This is a genomic window from Pontibacillus sp. HN14 (assembly GCF_021129245.1).
Classification (GTDB): Bacteria; Bacillota; Bacilli; order Bacillales; family BH030062; genus Pontibacillus.
In genome coordinates, this window is the sequence record NZ_JAJOLR010000002.1 from 302,283 (window position 1) to 325,410 (window position 23,128).

General features: G+C 42.3%; 21 protein-coding genes. 12 read left to right on the forward strand and 9 right to left on the reverse strand.

The window, feature by feature from the left end:
- The first annotated feature begins 135 nt into the window (after positions 1 to 135).
- Positions 136 to 678, forward strand: coding sequence for a 3-dehydroquinate synthase II domain-containing protein (locus LQ226_RS10650; protein WP_231417878.1), 543 nt, complete (start codon positions 136 to 138; stop codon positions 676 to 678).
- Positions 679 to 826: 148 nt separating this feature from the next.
- Here the strand turns inward: LQ226_RS10650 and LQ226_RS10655 are convergent, their stop codons facing one another.
- Positions 827 to 2,425, reverse strand: a complete 1,599-nt coding sequence (locus tag LQ226_RS10655; RefSeq protein ID WP_231417879.1) for an amidohydrolase — start codon at positions 2,423 to 2,425, stop codon at positions 827 to 829.
- A gap of 399 nt (positions 2,426 to 2,824) precedes the next feature.
- On the opposite strand from LQ226_RS10655, the gene LQ226_RS10660 reads away from it, so the two are divergent.
- Positions 2,825 to 3,559: a hypothetical protein gene (locus LQ226_RS10660; protein WP_231417880.1), complete on the forward strand. Its 735-nt coding sequence runs from the start codon at positions 2,825 to 2,827 to the stop codon at positions 3,557 to 3,559.
- A gap of 63 nt (positions 3,560 to 3,622) precedes the next feature.
- Here the strand turns inward: LQ226_RS10660 and LQ226_RS10665 are convergent, their stop codons facing one another.
- A complete protein-coding gene (locus tag LQ226_RS10665; protein WP_231417881.1) occupies positions 3,623 to 4,768 on the reverse strand; it encodes an amidohydrolase in 1,146 nt (381 codons plus the stop codon).
- 252 nt (positions 4,769 to 5,020) lie between these two features.
- On the opposite strand from LQ226_RS10665, the gene LQ226_RS10670 reads away from it, so the two are divergent.
- From LQ226_RS10670 to LQ226_RS10680, 3 genes are all read left to right on the forward strand, one after another.
- Positions 5,021 to 5,179: a hypothetical protein gene (locus tag LQ226_RS10670; RefSeq protein ID WP_231417882.1), complete on the forward strand. Its 159-nt coding sequence runs from the start codon at positions 5,021 to 5,023 to the stop codon at positions 5,177 to 5,179.
- Positions 5,180 to 5,345: 166 nt separating this feature from the next.
- Positions 5,346 to 5,717, forward strand: a complete 372-nt coding sequence (locus tag LQ226_RS10675) for a YbaN family protein (RefSeq protein ID WP_231417883.1) — start codon at positions 5,346 to 5,348, stop codon at positions 5,715 to 5,717.
- A gap of 395 nt (positions 5,718 to 6,112) precedes the next feature.
- Positions 6,113 to 6,892, forward strand: coding sequence for an SDR family oxidoreductase (locus LQ226_RS10680; protein ID WP_231417884.1), 780 nt, complete (start codon positions 6,113 to 6,115; stop codon positions 6,890 to 6,892).
- Positions 6,893 to 6,992: 100 nt separating this feature from the next.
- Here LQ226_RS10680 and LQ226_RS10685 read toward each other — a convergent pair whose 3' ends face one another.
- Positions 6,993 to 7,169 carry an SE1832 family protein gene (locus tag LQ226_RS10685; RefSeq protein ID WP_231417885.1) on the reverse strand — a complete coding sequence of 59 codons (177 nt, stop codon included), beginning with the start codon at positions 7,167 to 7,169 and terminating at the stop codon, positions 6,993 to 6,995.
- Between the two features lie 451 nt (positions 7,170 to 7,620).
- Here LQ226_RS10685 and LQ226_RS10690 point away from each other — a divergent pair, with 451 nt between their 5' ends.
- From LQ226_RS10690 to LQ226_RS10700, 3 genes are all read left to right on the forward strand, one after another.
- Positions 7,621 to 9,033 carry a CAP domain-containing protein gene (locus LQ226_RS10690; RefSeq protein WP_231417886.1) on the forward strand — a complete coding sequence of 471 codons (1,413 nt, stop codon included), beginning with the start codon at positions 7,621 to 7,623 and terminating at the stop codon, positions 9,031 to 9,033.
- 83 nt (positions 9,034 to 9,116) lie between these two features.
- Complete coding sequence (locus LQ226_RS10695; RefSeq protein WP_231417887.1) at positions 9,117 to 10,280, forward strand: hypothetical protein; 1,164 nt, start codon at positions 9,117 to 9,119, stop codon at positions 10,278 to 10,280.
- 303 nt (positions 10,281 to 10,583) lie between these two features.
- The gene (locus tag LQ226_RS10700; protein WP_231417888.1) at positions 10,584 to 11,822 is read left to right on the forward strand and encodes a transglycosylase SLT domain-containing protein; all 1,239 of its coding nucleotides are present in this window, start codon (positions 10,584 to 10,586) and stop codon (positions 11,820 to 11,822) included.
- Positions 11,823 to 11,992: 170 nt separating this feature from the next.
- On the opposite strand, the gene LQ226_RS10705 is transcribed toward LQ226_RS10700, so the two are convergent.
- Complete coding sequence (locus tag LQ226_RS10705) at positions 11,993 to 12,445, reverse strand: DUF2269 family protein (protein WP_231417889.1); 453 nt, start codon at positions 12,443 to 12,445, stop codon at positions 11,993 to 11,995.
- Positions 12,446 to 13,290: 845 nt separating this feature from the next.
- Between LQ226_RS10705 and LQ226_RS10710 the strand changes: the two genes are divergently transcribed.
- Positions 13,291 to 14,478 (forward strand): Ig-like domain-containing domain, encoded by a 1,188-nt coding sequence (locus LQ226_RS10710; protein WP_231417890.1) that lies wholly within the window; start codon positions 13,291 to 13,293, stop codon positions 14,476 to 14,478.
- A gap of 110 nt (positions 14,479 to 14,588) precedes the next feature.
- Here the strand turns inward: LQ226_RS10710 and LQ226_RS10715 are convergent, their stop codons facing one another.
- From LQ226_RS10715 to cudC, 4 genes are all read right to left on the reverse strand, one after another.
- A complete protein-coding gene (locus LQ226_RS10715; protein ID WP_231417891.1) occupies positions 14,589 to 15,176 on the reverse strand; it encodes a hypothetical protein in 588 nt (195 codons plus the stop codon).
- A 109-nt stretch (positions 15,177 to 15,285) separates the two neighbouring features.
- Positions 15,286 to 15,570 (reverse strand): hypothetical protein, encoded by a 285-nt coding sequence (locus LQ226_RS10720; RefSeq protein ID WP_231417892.1) that lies wholly within the window; start codon positions 15,568 to 15,570, stop codon positions 15,286 to 15,288.
- 509 nt (positions 15,571 to 16,079) lie between these two features.
- A complete protein-coding gene (locus tag LQ226_RS10725) occupies positions 16,080 to 16,958 on the reverse strand; it encodes a glycine betaine ABC transporter substrate-binding protein (RefSeq protein WP_231417893.1) in 879 nt (292 codons plus the stop codon).
- A 170-nt stretch (positions 16,959 to 17,128) separates the two neighbouring features.
- The gene (cudC, locus tag LQ226_RS10730) at positions 17,129 to 17,680 is read right to left on the reverse strand and encodes a choline uptake/conversion transcriptional regulator CudC (protein ID WP_231417894.1); all 552 of its coding nucleotides are present in this window, start codon (positions 17,678 to 17,680) and stop codon (positions 17,129 to 17,131) included.
- Positions 17,681 to 17,979: 299 nt separating this feature from the next.
- Between cudC and betB the strand changes: the two genes are divergently transcribed.
- Positions 17,980 to 19,452 carry a betaine-aldehyde dehydrogenase gene (gene betB / locus LQ226_RS10735; protein ID WP_231417979.1) on the forward strand — a complete coding sequence of 491 codons (1,473 nt, stop codon included), beginning with the start codon at positions 17,980 to 17,982 and terminating at the stop codon, positions 19,450 to 19,452.
- An 88-nt stretch (positions 19,453 to 19,540) separates the two neighbouring features.
- Complete coding sequence (gene betA, locus LQ226_RS10740; protein ID WP_231417895.1) at positions 19,541 to 21,217, forward strand: choline dehydrogenase; 1,677 nt, start codon at positions 19,541 to 19,543, stop codon at positions 21,215 to 21,217.
- A 172-nt stretch (positions 21,218 to 21,389) separates the two neighbouring features.
- Here betA and LQ226_RS10745 read toward each other — a convergent pair whose 3' ends face one another.
- Positions 21,390 to 21,620: a hypothetical protein gene (locus LQ226_RS10745; protein WP_231417896.1), complete on the reverse strand. Its 231-nt coding sequence runs from the start codon at positions 21,618 to 21,620 to the stop codon at positions 21,390 to 21,392.
- Between the two features lie 170 nt (positions 21,621 to 21,790).
- Between LQ226_RS10745 and LQ226_RS10750 the strand changes: the two genes are divergently transcribed.
- Entirely contained in the window at positions 21,791 to 22,561 is a 771-nt protein-coding gene (locus LQ226_RS10750; RefSeq protein WP_231417897.1) for a transposase, read from the forward strand.
- Positions 22,562 to 23,128: the final 567 nt, after the last annotated feature.

Here is a 23,128-nt window from a genome sequence, read left to right on the forward strand (position 1 = left end):
TAGGAAGAGTCAGTGCTTTTTTAATATTTAATGGAGGGAAAGACATGGTAGAGGTTCTTCTGTTTCCCCTCTTTTGAATGATAGAGGGCGGACCTCGTTGAGTGTTATAAAAAGCCATATAAAAGGAGTACGTAAATGCAGAAACAAACGGCGTATTATAAAGTAACAAAGATCGTAGAAGTAGGAGAAGGTATGAGGGTATGTTTAGATTTCGCTGATATTTTGGCCCCATCAGAAGGTCTATTCGTAGGCAACACCGGGCATGGATATGTGCACATTCTCTCGGAGAACCGGGAAACAGGGGATTATCCAGCAAGACCCTTCAGAATTAACTGTGGAGCCTTTCATCAGTATTTGCATCAAGGAGATCGAACACTTTATCTTCATGAAATCAATCCTGGTGAGGCAATTAAGCTTTTTGACCTTGAAGAAGAACGAGAGCGGTACGTCGGGCGAGTCAAGATTGAGAAGCGACCTTTCATCAGGGTTGAGTGTGAAACCGGTGACGGCACGATCTCTGCTACTCTTCAGAACTCTTCAAGTGTGTTTATTCGTGAGGAAAGTGAAGGGGAACTCTCTGTTCAGGATTTAGCCGTTGGGCATCGCATTTTATGTCTTCCTGACCAACCTGGACGCCATTTGGGTGAGAGGATTGAGGGGACTATTTTTGAGAGGTAGGGCTGGGGAACGATCCTCCCTTAATATAGACAAAAAAAACCTTCTTGATCAAACGTTTGATCAAGAAGGTTTTTTTATGGTCACAGGTGTGGGACACGGTACCAGGTCCCCAGGCCCGCGGGACAATGAACCTGTCCCTCCTGTCCCGTTAAACCCGGTAGATACTTTCACCTTCCTTAATCGTCTCTAAAACCTGAATATCACGTATAGAAAAAGGATCAACCTTCAAAGGATTCTGATCTAACACAACCAAGTCAGCCAGTTTCCCTTCCGTAATACTCCCTTTCTCATCTTCCTCACGATATTGATAAGCAGCATTAATCGTCACAGCTTGCAGGGCTTCATATACACTCACACGCTCCTCAGGCCCAATCGATGCACCGGATCTTGTCTGGCGGTTCACGGCACACCAGATTGTATGAAGCATGTCAGGCTTGAGGACAGGGGGATCCTGGTGGAAGTTCACACACAAACCGCGGTCCAAAGCGGAGCGGGCCGGGCTGATGCGACGTCCTCGTTGGTCCCCTAGATTCTTCAGGTGCACATCTCCCCAATAGTACGTATGAGCCATAAAGATCGATGGGATCATCCGAATACGTGCCATCTGATCAAGTTGATCATTCCGTACAGTCTGACAGTGAATCATGACTGGGCGGAGGTCATTTTTATCAGAACGGTCGGATGCTTCTAAAGCTTTTTCGTATGATGTAAGAAGCTGATCTGCAGCCGCATCCCCGTTACAATGGGTTAAGAGTTGAGCGCCGTCTTCTATGGCTTCGGTCGTATAAGCTTTTACCTGCTCATCGGTATACCACGGATATCCTCGGTAACTCTCTTCTCCTTCGTAAGGCTCTGTAAGCCAGGCCGTTTTCCCTTGAGGGCTTCCGTCGAGAAAGATTTTGTAGCCACCGATTTTAAAGCGGTTCTGATAAACTTTCGCAAAGTCGGGATTCTCCTTCATGATGTCCCGACCGCCCCCTTCCATAGTAGGGTAAGAAACGACGTCAATCTGAAGTTTCTCCTCTTGAGCCAGTGCTTGAAATAGCTGCACGGTTTGCCTGGAGCTAGCACCGTCCTGAACCGTTGTAATACCGTTCCGGATATAGACGTCCTGGCCTTGTTTGGCAATCTTAAAGTAATCGAGATTTCTACCAGAAAAGGTCTTCTGAACGGGTTTCATCGCTCCTTCTTCTAAGTAACCGTTCGGCTCACGGCTGCCTTCAATCCGTCCGATCGTTCCTCCATCTTCATCTGGAGTATCCTGACCAATTCCGGCTAAATCTAGGATTCTATCATTGCCGCATCCCATATGCCCGGAAGCATGTAAGATAAAAATAGGGGACTCAGTTGAGACCGCATTTAGAATCTCCTTCGTCGGATGCTGTTGTTCTTCTAACCGTGTGGGGTCATAACCAAATCCGATTACAGGTGAGTTCGAATCGTGATGGTTTTCTGTCATATAAGTTTCTAACGTTTCTTGTATCTCTTTAAAATTCGTACACTCGCTAAGGTTGGCCATCTGCTCAACCGGTCCAACGAATGAAATGTGCCCATGTGGATCGATAAAGGAAGGCATTAGTGTCTTCCCTTCTAGGTCGATCCGTTGAACGCCTTCGCTCGCTTGTGCTTCAAGCTCAAGCTTCGATCCTTTCTGTTGAATCTTCCCATCTCTCACTAAAACAGCTTCTACTTCTTCATTTTCCTGCTCCATCGTAATAATGTCGCCACCGTAGTATAAAGTTTCCATGTTATCTCTCCTAACTCTAGTTCATCTGGGTGTTTGTTGTGTCATTCTCACTAGAGGTCAGACAGAGCCATTCAACAAGAAAGGTTCTGTTGGCCGTTTGGGAACGTATCCCGTAATGGTAATTATTAAATGCGGTGAATGAAAGTTTTACCAATCTATTCAGGGCATTCGAGTAGCTTACCATTTATTCTGAGTTGTTTACTAGGTCATAAAGTCTTAAGGATCGGTTCCTATAAAGGGTGAAGAGAGTAGGTCTTTTGGGTGAAGTCGTTGTAATTTAATCTGTCTTCCTATATTAGAAAAGGCGACTGGATGATTCGTGTAAAAATTTGAAAATGAAGGGCAAGGGCCGTACCTGTTATACTATATGAATCGAAGTCTTTAGAAGGAGGGGCCTATATGAGCAAACCTGAAAAGATCAATTATTTTGACCGCGAACGAATAACAAGACATGAAAAACTTCAGCGTGCGAAAGAGCTATACATTGATTTCTTAGAACAAGATCATCATACGAAATTCGGCTCATTTAGCCCTGCAGCGAACAAATTTATCTTGGAAACATTTCAGAAGTATCATCCAAAGGAATTGGCTGCCTTTCGGAAATACGTGGGCATTAGGAAGAAGTCGGTTACGAAAACGAAGAAACCTGCATCAGGAAGAAAGAAGAGTAACCAAAACCTCCACGCCTTCGCTCAATTAGGGGTTCGTTTTGAATCCAAAGTGAAAGAAGTGCTGCTTATGATTAACCAGCATAAAGCAATCGATTTTCAAGTGTCGATCCCTGTGAAAGGACATGACTCCAACACACATTTTCTTCGTCCTGATATCGTTATCAATGATGATATTTGGATCGATTGCAAACTTTCTATTGATAGCAATATTAAAGAGACTGCATTAAAGTACGAGGGGCATTGTCGTTTGCTAGAATTTTATCTACTAATTGATGATGACATTGAATATGGTGTACACGAAGAATCGGGTCAGATTGTTCGTTCCATTTGGAATGTTATTGAGAGAGGGAGAAGGCGCTTAGGCGAAGAATTAACCGAGCATTATAGGAAAGAGTTTAATCAATTAAAAGAAGAGTATTTGATGTTAAAGGGAGAAACTACTGCAAATGAGACAAGCAGATAGGTACCGATAAATCAAAAAGAGGCGCTTAACTAATTTAGTTAAACGCCTCTAATTTATTGAGATCTAACCTAACGAATAAACCTCTTCCCCATCAACAAACGTCTTCAACACATAACTACTACCATCAAACGGATCCTCATTCCAAATCACAACATCCGCATCTTTCCCTACTTCTAAAGACCCGACGCGCTCCTCGACACCTAAATGCTTAGCCGCATTAACCGTAATGGCTTTCCATGCATCCTTTTCCTCTAACCCATGATTTCTGGCCTGAATAGCACTCATGCGCAAGTACTCAATGCCAACGACAGGGTGATCGGTTGTGATCGATATAGACACACCTGCCTGGTTCAGGATGCCTGCTGTTTCCCATCCTTTATCGCTTAATTCTACCTTTGAGCGCGTGGACATGGTCGGTCCGACGGCTGCTGGGAAGTTGAATTGGGCAATGTAATCTGGGATTTGATGACCTTCTGTGCAATGCTCGATACTGATGTTTAGATCGAACTCCTTCGCCAGTCTAAGAAGAGTCACAATATCATCCGCACGGTGCGCGTGGGCGCGAAGGGGGATCTCTTTGTTTAGAACTTTGACTAAGTTTTCAAGTCCTAGGTTGTCCTCCACGTTCTCTCCGCGCTCGAGCTTTTCTTTGTATTGCTGTGCTTTTCTCAACTGCTGGCGGAACATCGCTGCGATTCCCATACGAGTGACGGGCGCTCGGCCTTTTGTCCCATGAAGGCGTTTCGGGTTCTCACCGAAAGCAGCTTTCATGCCAGAAGGACTACGAAGCACCATCTCATCGACGACGGACCCGCTTGTCTTAAGCGTCACCATCTCACCGCCGATCACATTCGCGCTGCCTGGCAACACTTGAACCGTTGTAACGCCAGCTTTTCGTGCATCTTCAAATCCTTTATCACGAGGATTAATCCCATCAAGTGCACGAATTTCCGGCGTAATAGGGCTGCTTGTTTCGTTAAAATCTTGCCCCGGTTGGCCGATCCCTTCCTCATGTACTCCCAGGTGCGTGTGTACATCAATAAGGCCTGGTGTGATATAGTGGCCGGTTGCATCGATCACTTGTTCAGGCTCCTCGTTTAGCGTTACCTCTCCAATTTGCTTTACTTTTCCATCTTTAATGAGTACGCTCGCATTTGTAAGGGTTTCGCCGTTTCCTACGATGATTGTGCCGTTTTTAATTAACCTCATTATGATCACCTCTGAAAGATTATGTATAATTTCTTGCTTTTTTAACTGAAAATTTATACTATTAACAAATTTCATCTTTGATACTATATGAGATGGATAGAGATGTAAAGGAGCGGGGCTGGGACATGAGGGACAGGTTCCTTGTCCCGCGGGCCTAGGGACCTGACCCCTTGTCCCGGATCATTGATCTTAACTCATAATAGAATGTATACTACATAGATGGACAAGAGAAAGAGATCAAAGGAGTATTTTATGGACGATCAACAAAAGCAAGGCGCGCTGAAGGCTCAGGATGAAATGCTTGAGATAGCCGATCGATTATTTCAGGAAGGAAAGTCAGAACAGGAAGTACGGAAGGCTCTTTCTGATTATCTAGATCGAAAGCGTGCTGAGGCGCGGAATAATAAATAATGGGAAGAGGGGACAGGTTCCTCGTCCCGCGGGACAATGAACCTGTCCCTCCTGTCCCGATCTAATTTCATTACAACCGAGCTCATTTATCGTACAATTTATATGGGTTAATGAATACAAATTGAAAGATACACCATATAGTTGGATGAAATAAAAGGTGATAATCATGAAAAAGCTCAAAAATCTCCTGTTTGCCTTATTAGGCATACTCTCACTCGGCATTGGCATTGCGGGGACAATTCTGCCTGTACTGCCGGGCGGCCCTTTTTATTTATTTGCGGCATTTTGTTTCTCGAAAAGTTCTAAGCGGGTGGAAAACTGGTTTAAAAACACAACGGTCTATCAGAAGTATGTCTTAGCTTTTCTTCAGAAGAAGGGTATGAAGAAAAAAGAGAAGATTCGGATTAACATTATTGCGGATACGTTTATCGTAGCTTCGCTCTTTTTTGTAGATATTTTGCTGGTTCAGATCTTGATTGTGGCGCTTGCTTTGTATAAGCATTATTACTTCATTTATAAGATTGAGACAATTAAGTAGTGTTTGGAATAAAGAAGAAGGGTACTCGAACGAAACGTTTGAGTACCCTTTTTGCGTCCGAAGATTGGATTGTGAACGAGTTTACCCCTCTCTCCTTTTGACCAAGCTAATAGTAAAAGATTGAGAGGAGTGGGTTCGAATGCATGAAGAAGAGAATTTCTTTAAGGGTTTCATGTGGGCGATGGCCCTTAGTCTTCCGGTGTGGGGCGTTATTATCGGAGTGGTTAGTGTGCTGGTTTTTTGATAGATTTCCAGGGACCAGGGGGACAGGTTCCTCGTCCCGTGGGACAATGAACCTGTCCCTCTGGTCCACTTGCATGTGAGCGTTTTGAGAGGGAACGTCAGGGGAATATAGTCCTAGATTACGATACCCTCCAAAGAAAGGAAGATGCTCGATGCTAAAGTTAAGGGAAAAAGTTGTTCTCATCACGGGTGCAGGATCAGGTCTCGGAGAAGCGACAGCGATCCAGGTTGCGAGAGAAGGGGCTAAACTATCATTAGTAGATGTGAATGGGGAGTCTCTCGAGAAGGTCAAGAAGCGTGTGCAGGAAGTGGCTGAAACAGAGATTCTTCTCATTACCGCGGATGTTTCGGATGAAGAGGCTGTTAAGAACTATGTCCATAAAACGAAGGAACACTTTGGTCGAATTGACGGGTTCTTTAATAATGCTGGCATTGAAGGGAAACAGAATCTTACTGAAGATTATGGATCAGACGAATTTCATAAAGTCGTCGGCATCAACTTAAATGGAGTCTTTTATGGAATGAAATATGTTCTTGAGGTCATGAAAGAACAAGGCTCTGGCTCTATTGTAAATACAGCCTCAGTTGGTGGAATTCGTGGAGTTGGAAACCAGTCTGGATATGCTGCAAGTAAACATGGCGTAGTTGGACTCACCCGAAATTCTGGAGTGGAGTATGGTCAATATGGTGTAAGCATTAAAGCCATTGCACCAGGTGCGATCATGACACCAATGGTAGAAGGTTCTCTTAAACAACTCGGCGGTGATCAATGGGAAGAAGCAGGAGAGGAATTTGTTAAATCCAATCCTATGAAGCGCTTTGGAAAGCCGGAAGAGGTAGGGAATCTAGTATCCTTCTTACTCTCAGATGAAGCACAGTTTATCAACGCAGCTGTCATCCCGATTGATGGCGGGCAGTCTTATCAATATTAAGTAACCAGTTCCTCAGGTTCGAACCTAAAAAAGCAGAAGTCCACCTAAGGACTTCTGCTTTTTATTGATCAAACGTTTGATCAATAGCTTCCATGTCTCTTTATACCTTGGCAAGCTGGTCGTTTAAGCTCGCCAGTTCTTCTTCTAACCTTACCAGTTGCTTCTCAACATTTTCCGTTCTTCCACCGATCGATTCCATCTTTTCTAAATCGCCTTGAAGACGAACGTAATCGGATTTTACTGCGGCGATTTGGTCTTCTATTTCTTTCTTTGTCATAAGTTTGAACTCCCTTTCCCTTTGTATCTGTTGGACCCATTACTTTCCTACAGTATAAAATAAATCTCTTCTCTTGAAAATGGAGACCGCTTGAGTAGGGGCTAGGGCGTTCTGTGACCTTACGACGATAGAAGCGCATTGAAAGGTAATAGATTGAGTGAATCTATTACCTTTTGGGTAGTTGCAACGCTAAAAAGGTAACAGATCAACTTCCTCTATGACCTTTTAGAGCTTAACTCTAGATGAAAAGTCACTGATGGATGCTTTCTGTTACTTTTTAATGCTATAACTCTACTAAAACGTCAGAGAGAGCAGGACAGGGTACCAGACCCCTGGGCCCGCGGGACGAGGAACCTGTCCCCCAACCCCGAAAATTTTGTTCCAAAAAGAGGAAAAACGACCTAATGAGTCGAAATAACTATGTGAATCGATTCCAAAAAGGTGGTTTAAAATGAGGGCGTTTAGCAAGTATGGTATTTTACTCAGTATTATTGTAATGGTCACAATCTTTCTTTCAGCAGAGAGGAGTTATGCAGCAAGCAGCTTTAAAGAGTTTGATTCAGTATCAGAGGTTAATCCCTACAAAGAATGGACGGTAGAATTTAATACCAAACTTCTTCAATCCTCCACTAATCATGTGGTGGTAAAGAATGCAGATGGTGAAGATATGGACGTTCATGTTTCTGTGAACTCTACTAAGAAAAGCATAAAAGTCGAACCTCCAATTGCTGGATACGTAAATGGGGAAACCTATACATTAATTATTGGGAGAGAAGTTAAGTCAGTAGATAACAAGCAATTAAATAATGAAGTGAGAATGAAGTTTACCATTTTAGGAGCTCATGACCCTAGTCTAGTAAATACCAAGAAAGAAGTTATGACTAAGTGGGACTTATATAAACCTACATATGAAGGGAATCCATTCGTGAAGGATCCTTCTATTCGTGCTCCTTATACCACAGGTGAGTTAAAACAAGGATTTCTTCAAGATGGCGTTAACATGACAAATTTTGTTAGATACCTATCCGGATTACCTGATGACATAGAACTTAATTCTTCTTTAAATGAGCAAGGTCAGTATGGTGCTGTAGTTACGGCTGCAAATGGGTATTTGAATCATCATCCAACAAAGCCGACAGACATGGATAAAGATTTTTATGAGATCGGCTATAAATCAACCTCCAGTAGTAATCTAAGCCAGCAATATACGAAAGAAGATTTCACATCAAGTTATGAAATAGATGGCGCTGTTCAAAAAGGGACAATAGCTAGTTCGGTATATAGTTATATGATGGATGAGAGCCGTTCTAACATTGACCGAGTTGGCCATCGACGTTGGATCCTAAATCCCCAGCTTAAAGATGTAGGTTTTGGCTACGCTTTAAATAAGAAATTGGGCAATTACTATAACTATACTTTTTCAACCATGCAGGTCTTTGATAAAAGTCGGGAGGAAGAAGTAGATTATGATTACATTGGATGGCCGGGAGTAAACCGTTATTTTCCTGCGGAGTTCTTTCCTAGTGACACCCCATGGTCTGTATCGTTAAACCCTTATCTCTATCAAATTCCTGAGCTGACTGAAGTAAATGTTGAAATTAAAAGCTTAGCTGATGGTAAGACTCATAAATTAAATACTCAAGATACGCCAATGAACACCGATGGACGTGATGTACTGGGCGAGTATTTTAATATAAATAATCAATGGTATGGCATCCCATATTGTATTGTATTCAGACCTGATCCAGATCAAATCAACCTATATAACGGAGTATACGAAGTAACGGTTGAAGGTTTGAAAGATCGTAACGGTAATGAAACTAGTCTTCAATATAAAGTGAACTTCTTTGATCTGCTGAATTAAATAAATGATGAGATCACCTATATGCTTGGTGGTCTCTTTCTAGTGTGGACTTAAATGTAATTTTATAAGGAGTGGGTAGATAAATGAAATGGGCAAATGGATTGAAAGTAGTAGGGGTTTCAGTTTTAGTCTCTGGAATGTTGGTATTTGGGAGTGGACCTATCATAGATTCTTTTAATCATAAAAGTGAAGGAAATATAGTATACGCTGATAGTTACTTAGAGATGGGCTATGAGGAGAACGTTAGTCCCGGTAAGTCATGGAATGTTATGTTTAATGTAATGATGGATACAGAGAACTTATCTGACGAATTGATTTACATTAAAGATGAAGAAGGTAACAAGATAGAAACTCAGTTGTTTCATACCAAGTATTTTAAAGAGAATCATAAATTAGCTACATTAGTTCGTGTTGGTGGAGTAGATGACTATGAACTAGGTGAAACGTACACAATGTATATAGAGAAGGACTTTAAAGATGAAAAAGGAAACCGATTGAAGAGTGGAGTAAAGAAGACATTTAAAGTGGAAGAGGAGAAGGAAAAAGGAGAGATTGGTGAAAAAGCATTATCGATGAGTAAGGAAGAATTTTTGAAAGATGAAGAAGTGAAAGAATTGAATAAACCGACTTTACTTTGGGGTTATAATGTTAGAACTGGAGAAGTTGGATTAGAAAAGACGTTTGATACAATGCCTATGTTTTATAAAGAATATGTGGAAATTGGTTTTCATAAAAAACTGAACGGCGGTTATGATGAGTGGTTGGACGAGGGATTTGTAAGTATGTACTTGGTAAATGAAGAGGTTTTTGTACGTGATTATCCTAATGTATCGTATCATCCTATTGTGAATGGTAAGTTAATGACTGATTTGTTTAAGGAAAAGAAAAATACGTTGAGTGTTGATCCGTTAAAAATGGGTAATTACGATAATATTAACGGTAAAAATGGAGATAAAATTGAGGATGTACTGTTGATGAGTCCGGAAAAAGAGGGACAAATGGTTGTGGAGTTGAACGCAGGTTATAAAAATGCGGTGTTGGCTTATAAAGGAGGAGCTGAACCGGTTAATATGGGAAGTGTAGCTGAGGTTAAGAATGGAAATTTATACGCAGATGGGAGTTTGTTTGAATCTTTTGGACTTGATGTAAAAGGAAAAGTAAACGTGAAGAAGGTTGCAAAAGAAAATGGATTAGAATTTGTTTATAATGAGCAGACAGAACTGTATAGAGTAAAGAACTTTAAGTAATAATTTAGAGTTCTGATTCAGGGGGAGACTTTGAGTCTCTCCTTTTTTAATGGGGAAAGGGTACCAGACCCTTGGTCCCGCGGGACGAGGAACCTGTCCCCCAATCCCAGTCCCGCCAGCCCGCCAATCTCTCAGAATTGAATTTTTAGTTAGGTTTTGAAATAATATCCAAAAGGACGTTTTTGTTAAGAGGTGCGCTAGTTTCGCAAAACGTTAAAACAAATCACTACATAATCTATGAATCTACCCATTTCAGCTAAACAAGTAGAGACGTCTAAATTAACCTAGAGAGGTTGGGAGCATATGAAGGGTATCAAATGGTTGATCGTTTCATTTGTGTTGGTACTGGCTATTGCCACGCCTGTATCAGCAGAGGAAGAAACGTATGAGGAATTGTCCGTCTATGAGAAACACAAGTTGCTGACAGAGATTGCGATTGAGAAAGATATTCCGCCAGAGATTTTAAAAGGGATCGCTGCCGGTGAGAACTACATGAGGCAGTATAAAGAAGATGGTACCGTTCAAATAGCAGACGACGGCGGGATCGGTATTATGCAGATCACTAACCATGATCTTAAAGGCGTGGATAAAGATCGTTTGGCTACCGATACGGAGTACAATATTCGAGTAGGTGCTGATATTTTAAATATGAAGTGGAATCAATTTGCTTCAAGATCGGCGTTACCTACAGTAAATGGGGCTAGTAACCGCCATATTTTAGAGCAGTGGTATTTCCCTGTTATGGCCTACAACGGGTATTCAAATGATAATAACCCAGTTAGAGAGTATGAAGAGGGCGAAAAGCCTTACCAACAAAAGGTGTACGAGACTATAGAGAAGTATAGTAAGGTTTCTACAGCTGATACGCCTGAAGATTTCTCTTTTCATCTAGATGATGGTTACCTTGTGTCGGATATAGAAAACTATGATTGGAAAGACGCAGATTCGTACACCACTCAGATGTTTGCACCTGGAGACCAAGTCTATGTAATGAATGATGAGGATTTAAGTGAAAACTTAGACTATGGGAGATTGAAATCGGATGGATACTTTAATGGTAGTGAATTAGATCTTATTCCGTATTACACGGAGTTGGAGATTGTGAGCGGCCCTTATTATCCAACTGAGAATATATTTAGACATTTTGTAGCTTATGAGGTTAAGAGTGATGATTACAATGGATACGTAGCTTCAGCGAATCTCCGAAGTGCGGATCATATGGAAAAGGATTTCTCGCCAAAAGGTGACAAGATGACAGATGTCGCTCTGGATAAAACTTGGCGCATTAAAACGAGAACTCACATCGATCCGGCCACGGTCAATGAGCGAAATATCTACATTGTCTCTGATAATGGAAAAGGAGTACGTATTGATCTGTCGGCATCCTTTAATTCCTCGGATCAAACCACCATCATTACAGCAACGCCAGAGGGTGAGTATGAAAAAGGGACAGAATATGCATTGCATGTGAAAGGGTTAATGTCTACTGAAGGCCTTGATTTAGAAACGAATGTATATAGGGAGTTTAAAACGGTAGATTAATTTGGGAATGAGCTCTAGTAAATGGGGCCGTTAGAACTAAATTCATTTAAGCAGCCGAGTACAGTAAGTACTCGGCTGCTTTTTTAGTGGCAGGGATAAGCGGGACAGGGTACCAGACCCCCGGGCCCGCGGGACAATGAACCTGTCCCCCAATCCCAATCCCACCTCTATTAAAATGGCTTCAACGTCATCAACACAATCAAAACAACAGCAGATACCTGAGCAATCATATTAATAGGAACTAATGCCTTCCCAATATTGTTATACTCCTCGGGTAACTCTTTGTCAGTAGAACTCTCTAAAATCTCAACCTGGCGAGCTGTTTTCTTGGGCACGATTCCTGCTACAATCGGCTGAACGAGTACGTAAATGACGAGAGAGGCAAGAAACCAAATTTCTGTAAATAAATATGTATTTAACGCTCCTAGAGCTAATCCGGTGAGGAGTAATGTAATACTCCCGATCTTCGCAAACTTCTCTACCTTCTCTGCTACGTTATGAGCAAACTTCGCCTGCGCTACCGTCTTTGGCGAACCCATTAATGCTGGAAGAGCAAATGTGGCTCCTAACCCACAGACTGCTGCGATAATATGAATAACTAAAATAATTCCGTAAAAAGTCATATTTAATTCCTCCTAATAATTTTCTTCTTAATGAAAAATATTCAAATTTTTGTTAATGACAATCCTCTTTCTTACAACCACTACCTAGCAAAGAAGTGGATCACTCCGCCTACATTTAAAAATAAATTACATGAAAAGAGGGGTGCCCTGTGAAGGGATTCCCTTCTAGAATATTTAGAAGCTGATCAACGATACTTAAGACGTGTCTGGTTTTATTAAGTTGGGATAATGGAGTAGAAGTTCAAGTTTCAAATTCTCTGAGAAAACGTTCAAAGTGGTCCTGTATGTTTTCGACTATAGTAATTTACTGCTTGTGTACTGAAAGTTGTTGAAATGAATTGGAGGTGATCACGAATTCATTCTTTGGTTTCGGTGAGGTTCATCGCTTTAAATCAAGCGATCCATTGGGGTGGATTACTGCACTTTCTATAGAAATACTGGTCGTATACCTAACACCTCTTCCTTTGAAATATTTTTGTAACATTTACGATTAAATAGTATATTAGCCTTATTGTCAATAATTTCTTTAAAATAATTAATATTCCTATATAACTAAATAAAGTATTATTTATAGTTCCTTAGTTTTGTTTTTGTGACTGGAGTCCTAGGTGTGTATTTCAAACTATATGGGACGTTCGGGTACAAAATGCCTAAATGATGCAGGTTTCTATAATAGAGATAAGCCTTTCTTTACATAGCTCAATTGCTGCTCTTATATTTTTGCGGGGATTTCCAATATTCGTATGATGCGTGGGTCTATCCGATGGTTTAGAGGTTTCTCGTTTAAATGTATTGGTCACATTCCGATAAAGAGATTAAATGGGTTACATACTTTGGGAGGTATTATGTTGAAGAAATCAATCAAACCTATCTTTGCTGTCATGACAACTGCTGCATTACTTGGAGCTACACCTTCAGTCTCAATGGCTAAAGAGAAAGAAGAAAAAGTTCATGAGCAGCATCATCAATTCGATCACGATGATCGTGAAGATGTAAAAGAAGAGAGAAAAGAGAAAAGGAAAGAAAAAAGCTACGACAGAAAACATAGAGCATGGGAGAAAGCTGCGGATCGTAGGTTTGATACGATAGAAAGACGCCTTGATCGTATTGAGTCTGAGAATGAGGAAATCAAAGATCGTATGGAAGAGTATTTTCATTTAGATGAAGATGACCAGGAAGACGAAGAAGGTGAGACTTCGGAACCTCTAGATACAATCGATGATGAGGAAGAAGTCGATCAAGAGATAGAGAGTGAAAATGAAGAAGAAACAGACGATGGTGAGTATGAGGACTCCTATGAAGATACTGAGAAAGACAGTTCAACGGAAGACGAGGAAGAAGATGTTGAACGTGAAGATGAAGAAGACAGTGAAGATTCAGAAGATGAAAAAGAAGAAGATTCATCTGACGAATCCGATGAAGAAATGGAAGATGAAGAGGACGTTGTGGCTGGAGAAGTCGAAGTTCAAGAAGAGGAAGAACTCGAACGATTTGATCGTGAAGCGGATAGCTTTTCTGGAAAATTAAACGCTCAGTTAAATAAATTAAATGCGCTAGAAAAACAGACGGATCACCTTTCTCATTGGGCGGGTAAGAAGTTTGGAACCGATAAAGATGACTTCGATAATGAAAGCTTACAAGAAGAAATAGAGGAACTTCGAAATGAAGTATATGAATTACAATCCTTGCTGAAAAAGTCACAAGAATCGGTTACGGAAGAAAAAGCAAATACTGAGAAAGAGGACTATCAGGAAAAGCAAGACGTAGAAGCAAATAAAACGTGGGACGTTACTTTTAATTCTGACCTTTCTGAGGAAGCGGTAGATTCATTGAATTTTATTGTTTTTGATGAAGAAATGAGTTTTGTGCCGGTAAGTATATCGTACGACGCTGAAACAAATGTGGTATCCGTGGCACCGGAAAAGGAGTACAACTCAGGTGAAACTTACACGCTGTTTATCTCAAAAGAGATTGAGAGCAATGGTGGACTGCAACTAGAGCGTGCTGTTCAAATGAAATTTACGATAGAATAAATTTTAATAGGTGTCATGAACAACATATGAAAAACACCGCCAAACGTCGATTCAGTTGCGACATTGGCGGTGTTTTTATTTCAAATGTTTGAGGGACAGCGGGCCGTAGCTTAGTCCCTTGGAATAATGAACTTATCCCCTAGCCCCGAATGATATGGATTTTGCAATGCTAGAGTTACGAGTTTTTTGAAAGAGGGCGTAACGGGTAACCCAAATATATCCATGATCTTTTCAGTTGGTTCTGTTGTGTATCGCTCGTATTCAACAATAGAGATATTAAAAAGGTACAATAAATGCTCCTTTGCCCTAGTATCTATTTGATTTTCATAAATAAAATAGCTAAGGAAAATCTTATGGATGTAGTTGCATTCATTTAAACTCTGTTTGCAAATCGTTTGATTAATAGATAGTGCTTGATGCTCATCTATATTTAATTCCTCTGTATAATGTAATACTCCGTATAGGAGGGGGAAATAGACGAGGGTTAAATGATCCAACATCATTAACGCACTATGTTGATAAGTATTTTGTGCCTTACTTGCCCTTTGGACGACATTCAATTTTTCCTCTTCAACTTGTTCTTCTATCGAATTGAGGAAGCTCTTGAGATCCATTTCATCTTCATGCTCGACCTCATTGTGTGGGTTAGTGCGTTCTTTTATCACAATAATGAGCTCTTTAATCATGAAACGTAACATTAAGAAAAATATGAAGCCTATTAGCAAAGCTTCATTTCCCTTAACATCGTAAAAATTAAACGCGAAAACAAGACTAAGGATTAAGGCAATAGAATTATGGATTTTCATTTTATTTGCCCTCGAGACTATGTACAGTTTTTTTCTGACGCCAAAATTTCATTTGCCCCTTTAATGTAACTCCGAAAATCATAGCAAAGAATAGTAGAAAAGAAGTGCCGTGAAAAACTATGCCGGTTGTGGCTATAGTAATTAAAATGGCAACGGGGAGTGCGAGAGCCTTAATGGCGGTACTAGCGTCATTCTCTATTTTACTATTTAATACAGAATGGACTGCGCTGAACAGACCTATAGCAAACACCCAAGTTAAAATTAGTAAAAGTATATAAGAAAACATAATGTTTCCACCTCCTGCATGAGTTATTTTACATAGGTTCAAAGTAGCGGTAAATGTGTAAATAATGGGATTTTAACGATCGTTATCTCTTGGAGGGTATTTCCATCTTGGTGGATGAGAGGTTCTTTATCAGGGTGACAGCCCCTGGGCATAAATTCTCTTCAGTCATTCGTCACAAAAACCTTCTTAATCCGTCATGGTACAAATAAGGGTTTCGTGCTTATAGGGGTGGTGTTTCTCAGGAGGCCTTCTGTAACCTTTTAACAACTAAAACCGATTGAAAGGTCACAGATCAAGCCCCTCTATTACCTTTTGACAAGCTACAACCCTTAAAAGGTCACAGATCGACCTCTTCTATGACCTTTTAAGGCTTAATTCCAGAAAAAAGGTCACAGATAGAATCTATCTGTGACCTTTTCAAGCTATAAAACTAGTGAAACGTAAGAGAGCGGGACAAGGTACCAGACCCCTGGTCCCGGGGGACGAGGAACCTGTCCCCCAATCCCAAGTTATTTCACCCATTCCCCAATCAATTCTTCATTCTCCTCAACCCATTCACGGGCGCCGTCGATTGGTTCTTCACTATTTTCGACAACATTAATTAGTTCACCAATTTGCTGGTCATTCATCTTCCAGTTCTTAAGCCATTCGCTCACTTCTGGATGGTCGTCTGCGAAGCCTTGGCGTGTGGCGTGGTGAATTTTTTCTACGCCGCCATAGGTTTTCTTCGGATCTTCTAAGAATTTAAGATCGTATTTGGAGAAGATCCAGTGCGGACTCCAAAGTGGGGCTACGATTGGTTCTTCGTTCTTCACGGCTTCACCAATTTCAGCTAACATCGCTGGTTCGGAGCTTGATTGAAGCACGTAATCAAGGTCATAATCTTGGATTAATTGTTCCGTTACTTCCATTGTGCCGGCACCTGGGTCGAATCCGACAATATTGCCTTCGAACATTTCCTTGTGCTCATTTAAGTCTTCGATGCTGTTTACCTCGTCCAAGTATTCCGGGACGACAAGTCCAACTTTTGCGTTGTCATACCAGGTTGCATCGGAGAAATTGACCGTGTCCTGATAGCTTTCTAAGTAATTGGCATCCTGAACAGGTAACCAAATTTCTAAACTTGCATCCAGGTCACCGCTTTTTAACGCTGCCATTGTGCTTCCCATGTTTAAGTTCTCAAGTTCTACCTCATATCCTTTATCTTCTAAAATCACCTTCCACATATTCGTGACGGCGATGTTTTCAGCCCAGCTGATTTGGCCGATCGTGAGCTCCTTGTTGCTTTCTTCTTCTCCACCTGCTTCATTGGTGCTTCCGCATGCTGTGAGTACCGTAATCATAACGATTGTAAGCAACATGCTCCATTGTTTTTTCCATGATTTCATGGTGATAAACTCCCCTTTTCTTAATGATATCTATTTCTTAAATACATTTAACGTTAAATGTATTAAGAATTTTCTTAACAAAAATGCAAAACGAATCCCGCTCTTTTCTATGTAAGAGTGGGTGGGAAGAGAGGGGGCAGCTTCTTTACACGTTGCTGCCCGCACACCTCTTATTCCGTTTGATCTTTCGGTAAGAATTCAAAGATCTCACCGCTTCGGATGCTTTCAACTAATTCCTCGAGCCAATGATAATACTTTTTTGATTCTTCTAATTGATCGTAGTATTTCTTCGCCTTCGCGACGATCTCTTGTGTGCTCTCCGAATCTTTCATAACTTCTATAAAATCTTCCTGAGCTGAATCAATCGCTCCAAGATTTGTTTTCACTTCCCGTTCCCACATCTGACAGTAAAACGCCATAAAGGACTGGAAGAAATCTTTCTCTGCGACATAGGTGTGTTTTCTTGAACCACGGGTGAAGGTTTTCTTTACCATTTCTATGTCCTGAAGCTTGCGGACGCTCGTACTCATACTTGGCTTACTCATGCCGAGCTCAGAGCGCATCTCATCAAGCGTCATCTGATCTTCAAAGTACATGGTTGCATACAAGCTTGCAGCGGCCGGGGTTACCCCGTATAGGTCCATCGTTTCTGCAATGGCGCCCATGACTTTATCTTTTGCTTCTTCTATTTTGAGCTTTGGTCTTTCGGTTGACTCACTCATAGGGTCGCTCCTTCAACAAAAGTATCTTTATTAAAAAAAATTCTAATATTCTTTACGAACTTTATGTTAACGCGTTCAGATTAAATGTCAAATGCTGATCGTAAATTTCAGGAAAGAAAAACATCCGCCATCCTTATTAGAATAGGTAATCCAGTAATTTCTTATCTTTCTAGTTCTAGTATTGGAGAAGAGATTTTGACAAGGTTTAATCATAGTGTTATCGTTAAAAACGTTAAATAAATATTTAATAAACTTAATATAAATCAAAAATCAATGCGAAGGAGTGGATCGGATTGGATCTGAAACTACAGCTTCAACATTATATAAATGGGAAATGGGTTGGCGCGGATTCAGAGAATACGCGTACAATCATGAATCCATATAACCAGGAAGTCATTGCAACGGTTCCTGAGGGAGATGAAACTGAAGCAAAAGAAGCGATTGCTGCTGCGAGAGCTGCTTTTGATAAAGGAGAGTGGGCGTCGACGCCTGCGACAGAGCGTGGCGCGATCGTGCGTACGATTGCTGAATTTATTGAACGAGATAAAGAGGAACTTGCTTACTTAGAATCATTAGATACCGGAAAGACGGTAGAAGAGAGTCGCGGGGACATGGAGGATATCGCTGGTGTCTTCCGTTATTACGCGGAGCTTGCAGATAAAGATGGTGGAGAGATGATCGATTCACCGGTAGCGAACTCCATTAGTAAAGTCGTTCGCGAACCAGTAGGTGTATGCGGACAGATAACGCCTTGGAATTATCCTTTACTTCAGGCGTCATGGAAATTAGCGCCGGCGCTTGCAACGGGGAACACACTCATTATGAAACCGAGTGAAATTACACCGCTAACAACGATCAAAGTCTTCCAACTCATTGAAGAGGCAGGCGTACCTGCGGGTGTGGCCAACCTTGTTCTTGGTGCAGGAAGCACGATTGGAGCAGAGCTTTCTAGCAACACAGATGTCGATCTTATTTCCTTCACAGGTGGCATTGTAACCGGCAAAAAGATTATGCAAGCGGCAAGTTCGAATGTGAAGAAACTTGCGCTTGAGCTTGGCGGGAAGAATCCGAACATCATTTTTGCCGATGCGGATTTCGAAACAGCTGTCGACCAAGCGTTAAACGGCGTGTTCTTCCACGCAGGGCAAATTTGTTCCGCTGGGACTAGGTTAATTGTAGAAGAAAGCATTCACGACGAGTTCGTTCAAGCGCTTGTTGAGCGTGTGAAGAAGTTCAAGCTAGGCAGCGGATTTGATGAAGATACGCAAATGGGACCACTTATTTCAGCTGAACACCTGGCGAAGGTTGAGAAGTATGTAGAAGCAGGAGTTAACGAGGGGGCAACGTTAGCCGTTGGCGGCAAACGTCCTGACGATCCTGAGCTACAGCAAGGATTCTTCTACCTGCCAACGATTTTCACAGACTGCACATCAGACATGACGGTTGTGCAAGAAGAAGCCTTTGGTCCGATTATCACCGTTGAGAAATTCACTGAAGAAGACGAAGCTGTAAGAATTTCGAATGACTCCATCTACGGACTTGCTGGTGGAGTTTGGACGAATGACACACGAAAAGCTGAACGCTGTGCTGCGAAGATGCGCATGGGTACAGTGTGGATCAACGACTTTAACTTGTATTTCCCTCATGCTCCGTGGGGAGGATTCAAGCAGTCTGGTATCGGCCGCGAGCTAGGCAAATTAGGTCTTGAAGAATACACGGAAACAAAGCATATTTTCCAAAACTTAAACCCTGAACCAATCAATTGGTTCTAAATGGACAAGCTTTTATAAGCATTCATTTTATAAATGAAGAAAGGCGTCGTGAAGCCTTTCTTCGCCAATTCATCAAGGAGGAACAGATATGACTGAATCATATGACATTGTAATTGTTGGAGGCGGGAGTGCAGGCTCCGTGCTTGGTAACCGCCTAAGTGAAGACGGGAAGAAGAGTGTTCTTATTCTAGAAGCAGGCCGCAGTGACTACTCCTGGGACCTTCTAATCCAAATGCCGGCAGCTCTGCCGTTTCCGGCTGGGAAAAGCCTTTATGATTGGAAGTACGAGTCTGACCCTGAACCGCATATGAATGGACGCCGCATTAAACATGCCCGCGGAAAAGTTCTTGGTGGCTCAAGTTCCATTAACGGGATGATCTATCAGCGTGGTAACCCATTAGATTACGAGCGCTGGGGAGCAGATGAAGGAATGGACACGTGGGATTTCGCCCACTGCCTGCCATATTTCAAACGCTTAGAGAATGCGTTAGCTTCTCCAAATGACGAGATGCGCGGCCAGGACGGTCCAATTAAATTAGAGCGCGGGCCTGCCAAGAATCCTTTATTCCAAGCTTTCTTTGACTCCGGTGTTGAAGCAGGTTATTCAAGAACCCCTGATGTGAACGGATTCCGCCAAGAAGGATTCGGACCGTTTGATAAACACGTCTACAAAGGACAACGAATGTCAGCTTCACGCGCTTATCTGCACCCTGTGATGGATCGTGAGAATTTAACGGTTAAAACGCGTGCTTTTGTTAAGCAAATTGATTTCGAAGGGAAAAAAGCTACAGGCCTGACGTATGTTCGGAATGGACAGACTCACCAAGTAAAAGCTGGGGAAGTCATCCTTTCTGGAGGTGCGATTAACACGCCGCAAATGCTACAGCTTTCAGGTATAGGCGATGCGAACCACCTGATGTCTCTTGGCATTAAGCCAGTCGTTGACCTTCCGGGAGTTGGGGAGAATCTTCAGGACCACCTTGAAGCATACATCCAGTACACATGCCCGGAGCCTGTGTCTGAGCAGCCGAACTTAAACAAGGCGCGCATGCCTTGGATCGGTTTACAGTGGATGTTCGGACGTACCGGTCCAGCGGCGACGAACCACTTCGAAGGAGGAGGATTCGTCCGTTCGAATGAGGACGTGGACTACCCGAACCTGATGTATCATTTCCTTCCGGTAGCGGTCCGTTACGATGGCCAGAAAGCTGCAACAAAACACGGATTCCAAGTACACGTTGGACCGATGTACTCTGATGCACGCGGTTCCCTTAAGATCCGTTCAACAGATCCAAAAGAGCACCCGAGCATGGTGTACAACTACCTTTCCACGGAACAAGATCGACGTGAGTGGATTGAAGCTGTAAGAGTAACCCGAAACATTATGGCTCAACCAAGTATGAACACCTATAATGGAGGAGAAATCTCACCAGGTCCTTCTGTTCAAACAGACGAAGAGATCCTCGAGTGGGTAAAAGAAGATGCCGAAACAGCTTTGCACCCTTCTTGTACAGCGAAAATGGGACCAGCTACAGATCCGATGTCAGTTGTCGACCCACATTCAATGAAGGTACACGGCGTTGAGAACCTACGAGTGGTTGACGCGTCCGCCATGCCTTACGTAACAAACGGCAACATCCATGCGCCTGTACTGATGCTTGCTGAAAAAGCAGCCGACCTTATCTTAGGTCGTAAGCCGCTTGAGCCGATTCATGCTGACTTCTATCGTCACGGGGTTCATGACCCTGCGGCGGGAACGGTTTAGCTGGGATTGGGATTGGTGGTTGGGATTGGGGGACAGGTTCATCGTCCCCCGGGACTGGGGGCAGGTTCCTTGTCCCTTTTCTTCTCTTCTAGTGAATCGTAAAAAACCCCCCCTTCTTGGAAGAAGGGGGCATCTGGTTCATTTTTTTAGAAAGCTGAGTTTAAACGGCAATCTATAGAACAATCTCTATAGCTCCAAGTCCTACTAAGATCGCGCCAAGAACGAGTGAAAGGATCATCTTTTTGTGCTTCTTTTCTCTCTTGTCACTAACCGCGTTCAGTAAAGAACTAACTCCTAACAAGACCGATATGTACCCAAACCAATCCCCGTTTCCTGTCCAACTCATGATCGCTAGGACAATGGCAATCATTGATAGGAAAAGGTTCACAAATGGTATAGCCATTAAAATCCCTCCTTTTGTGTGGAGTTATTTTACCATACTGGCCCCGGGAAGAGAGGTTTGTTCTCTTTTTTTGTGCAGGGTTTTACAAGAAGGCGTAGAAACTTAAGAAAGAACGACTCCCCTCATATCCACGTTAGCCCTCATTTCTTCCTACTAAAGGAGGTCCTCAAATGCCAAGAAAGCCAAGAGAAAAAAGTCGAACAGGGATTTATCACGTTATGCTAAGAGGCATTAACCAGCAGACGATTTTTGAAGACCCTGAAGACAAACGACAATTCCTCACCACCCTTACACACTACAAAAATCATTTCCATTTCAAACTGTACGGCTACTGCATTATGGATAATCATGTCCATCTCTTGTTCGAAGAAGGGATGGAGCCTTTCTCATTGACCTTAAAACGGATCAGTTCAAGTTATGTATACTGGTATAACAGGAAGTATGCTAGAGTTGGCCATCTTTTTCAGGCTCGTTTCCTCAGTGAATGTGTTCACGATCATGAGTATTTCCTTACCGTTATAAGGTATATCCACCAGAACCCTTTGAAGGCTGGACTCGTTCAAAACGTATGGAAAAGCGAGTGGACAAGTCTTCAAGCTTACCTCGGTCATTCTGCTCCTGTAGATATAGGCAAGGGACTGACACTCTACTCCTCTGACTACTCGACAGCTCTCATACGCTATATTTCTCACATGGAAGAACAGAATGATGATCATTGCTTGGAAATGGTTCAGGACAAACGAATTTCTGATCACGAGGTGAGGGAATGCATGGTGAAGCTAGGTGTTCCTCACAGTACAATGCTTCAGCAAATGGGAAGGGAAGAGCGTAACCGCATCCTGGCTCAGCTTAAAAAATTGGATGGTGTAACCTATAGGCAGCTTTCCCGCGTTACGGGTATATCTAAGAGTGTTATTGGTCGTGTCCGGTTGGGGACTTGAGAAGCGGGATTTGAGGGACAGGTTCCTCGTCCCATTTTTTGCAGTTCTATCTGAAAGCCCTTCTTGCTGAAGAAGGGTTTTTTGCATTGAGAGCGAGTACGCTGAACTCTGTGACGTTTTACCACTAAGAGTCATTTAAAAGGTCATTGATTGAGCGTCTATGTTACCTTTTGTATGGTAATAACGATTAAAAGGTCGTAGAACAGCCTATTCTGTGACCTTTTAGGTTTTTAATGTGGATGAAATGTAAATGATGGTTCTTCTATGTGACTTTTTAGAGCTATAACTCTAGTAAAACATCAAAGAAGCGGGACAGGGTACCAGACCCCTGGTCCCGTGGGACAATGAACCTGTCCCTCCATCCCACACTCCCTCCATCCCAGACCCACCGCCATCCCCAACTCCCACCAAGCAACTCTTTCCATTTAACTAGAAAAGTCTGGTTAACCAAGCCATCGGACTACAAGGGGACAACGGACCAGACCCCTTGTCACGCGGGACGAGGAACCTGTCCCCCAGGCCCATTACTACCTTCTGTGCAAAATTGCAAACTTCTCTATTACATTT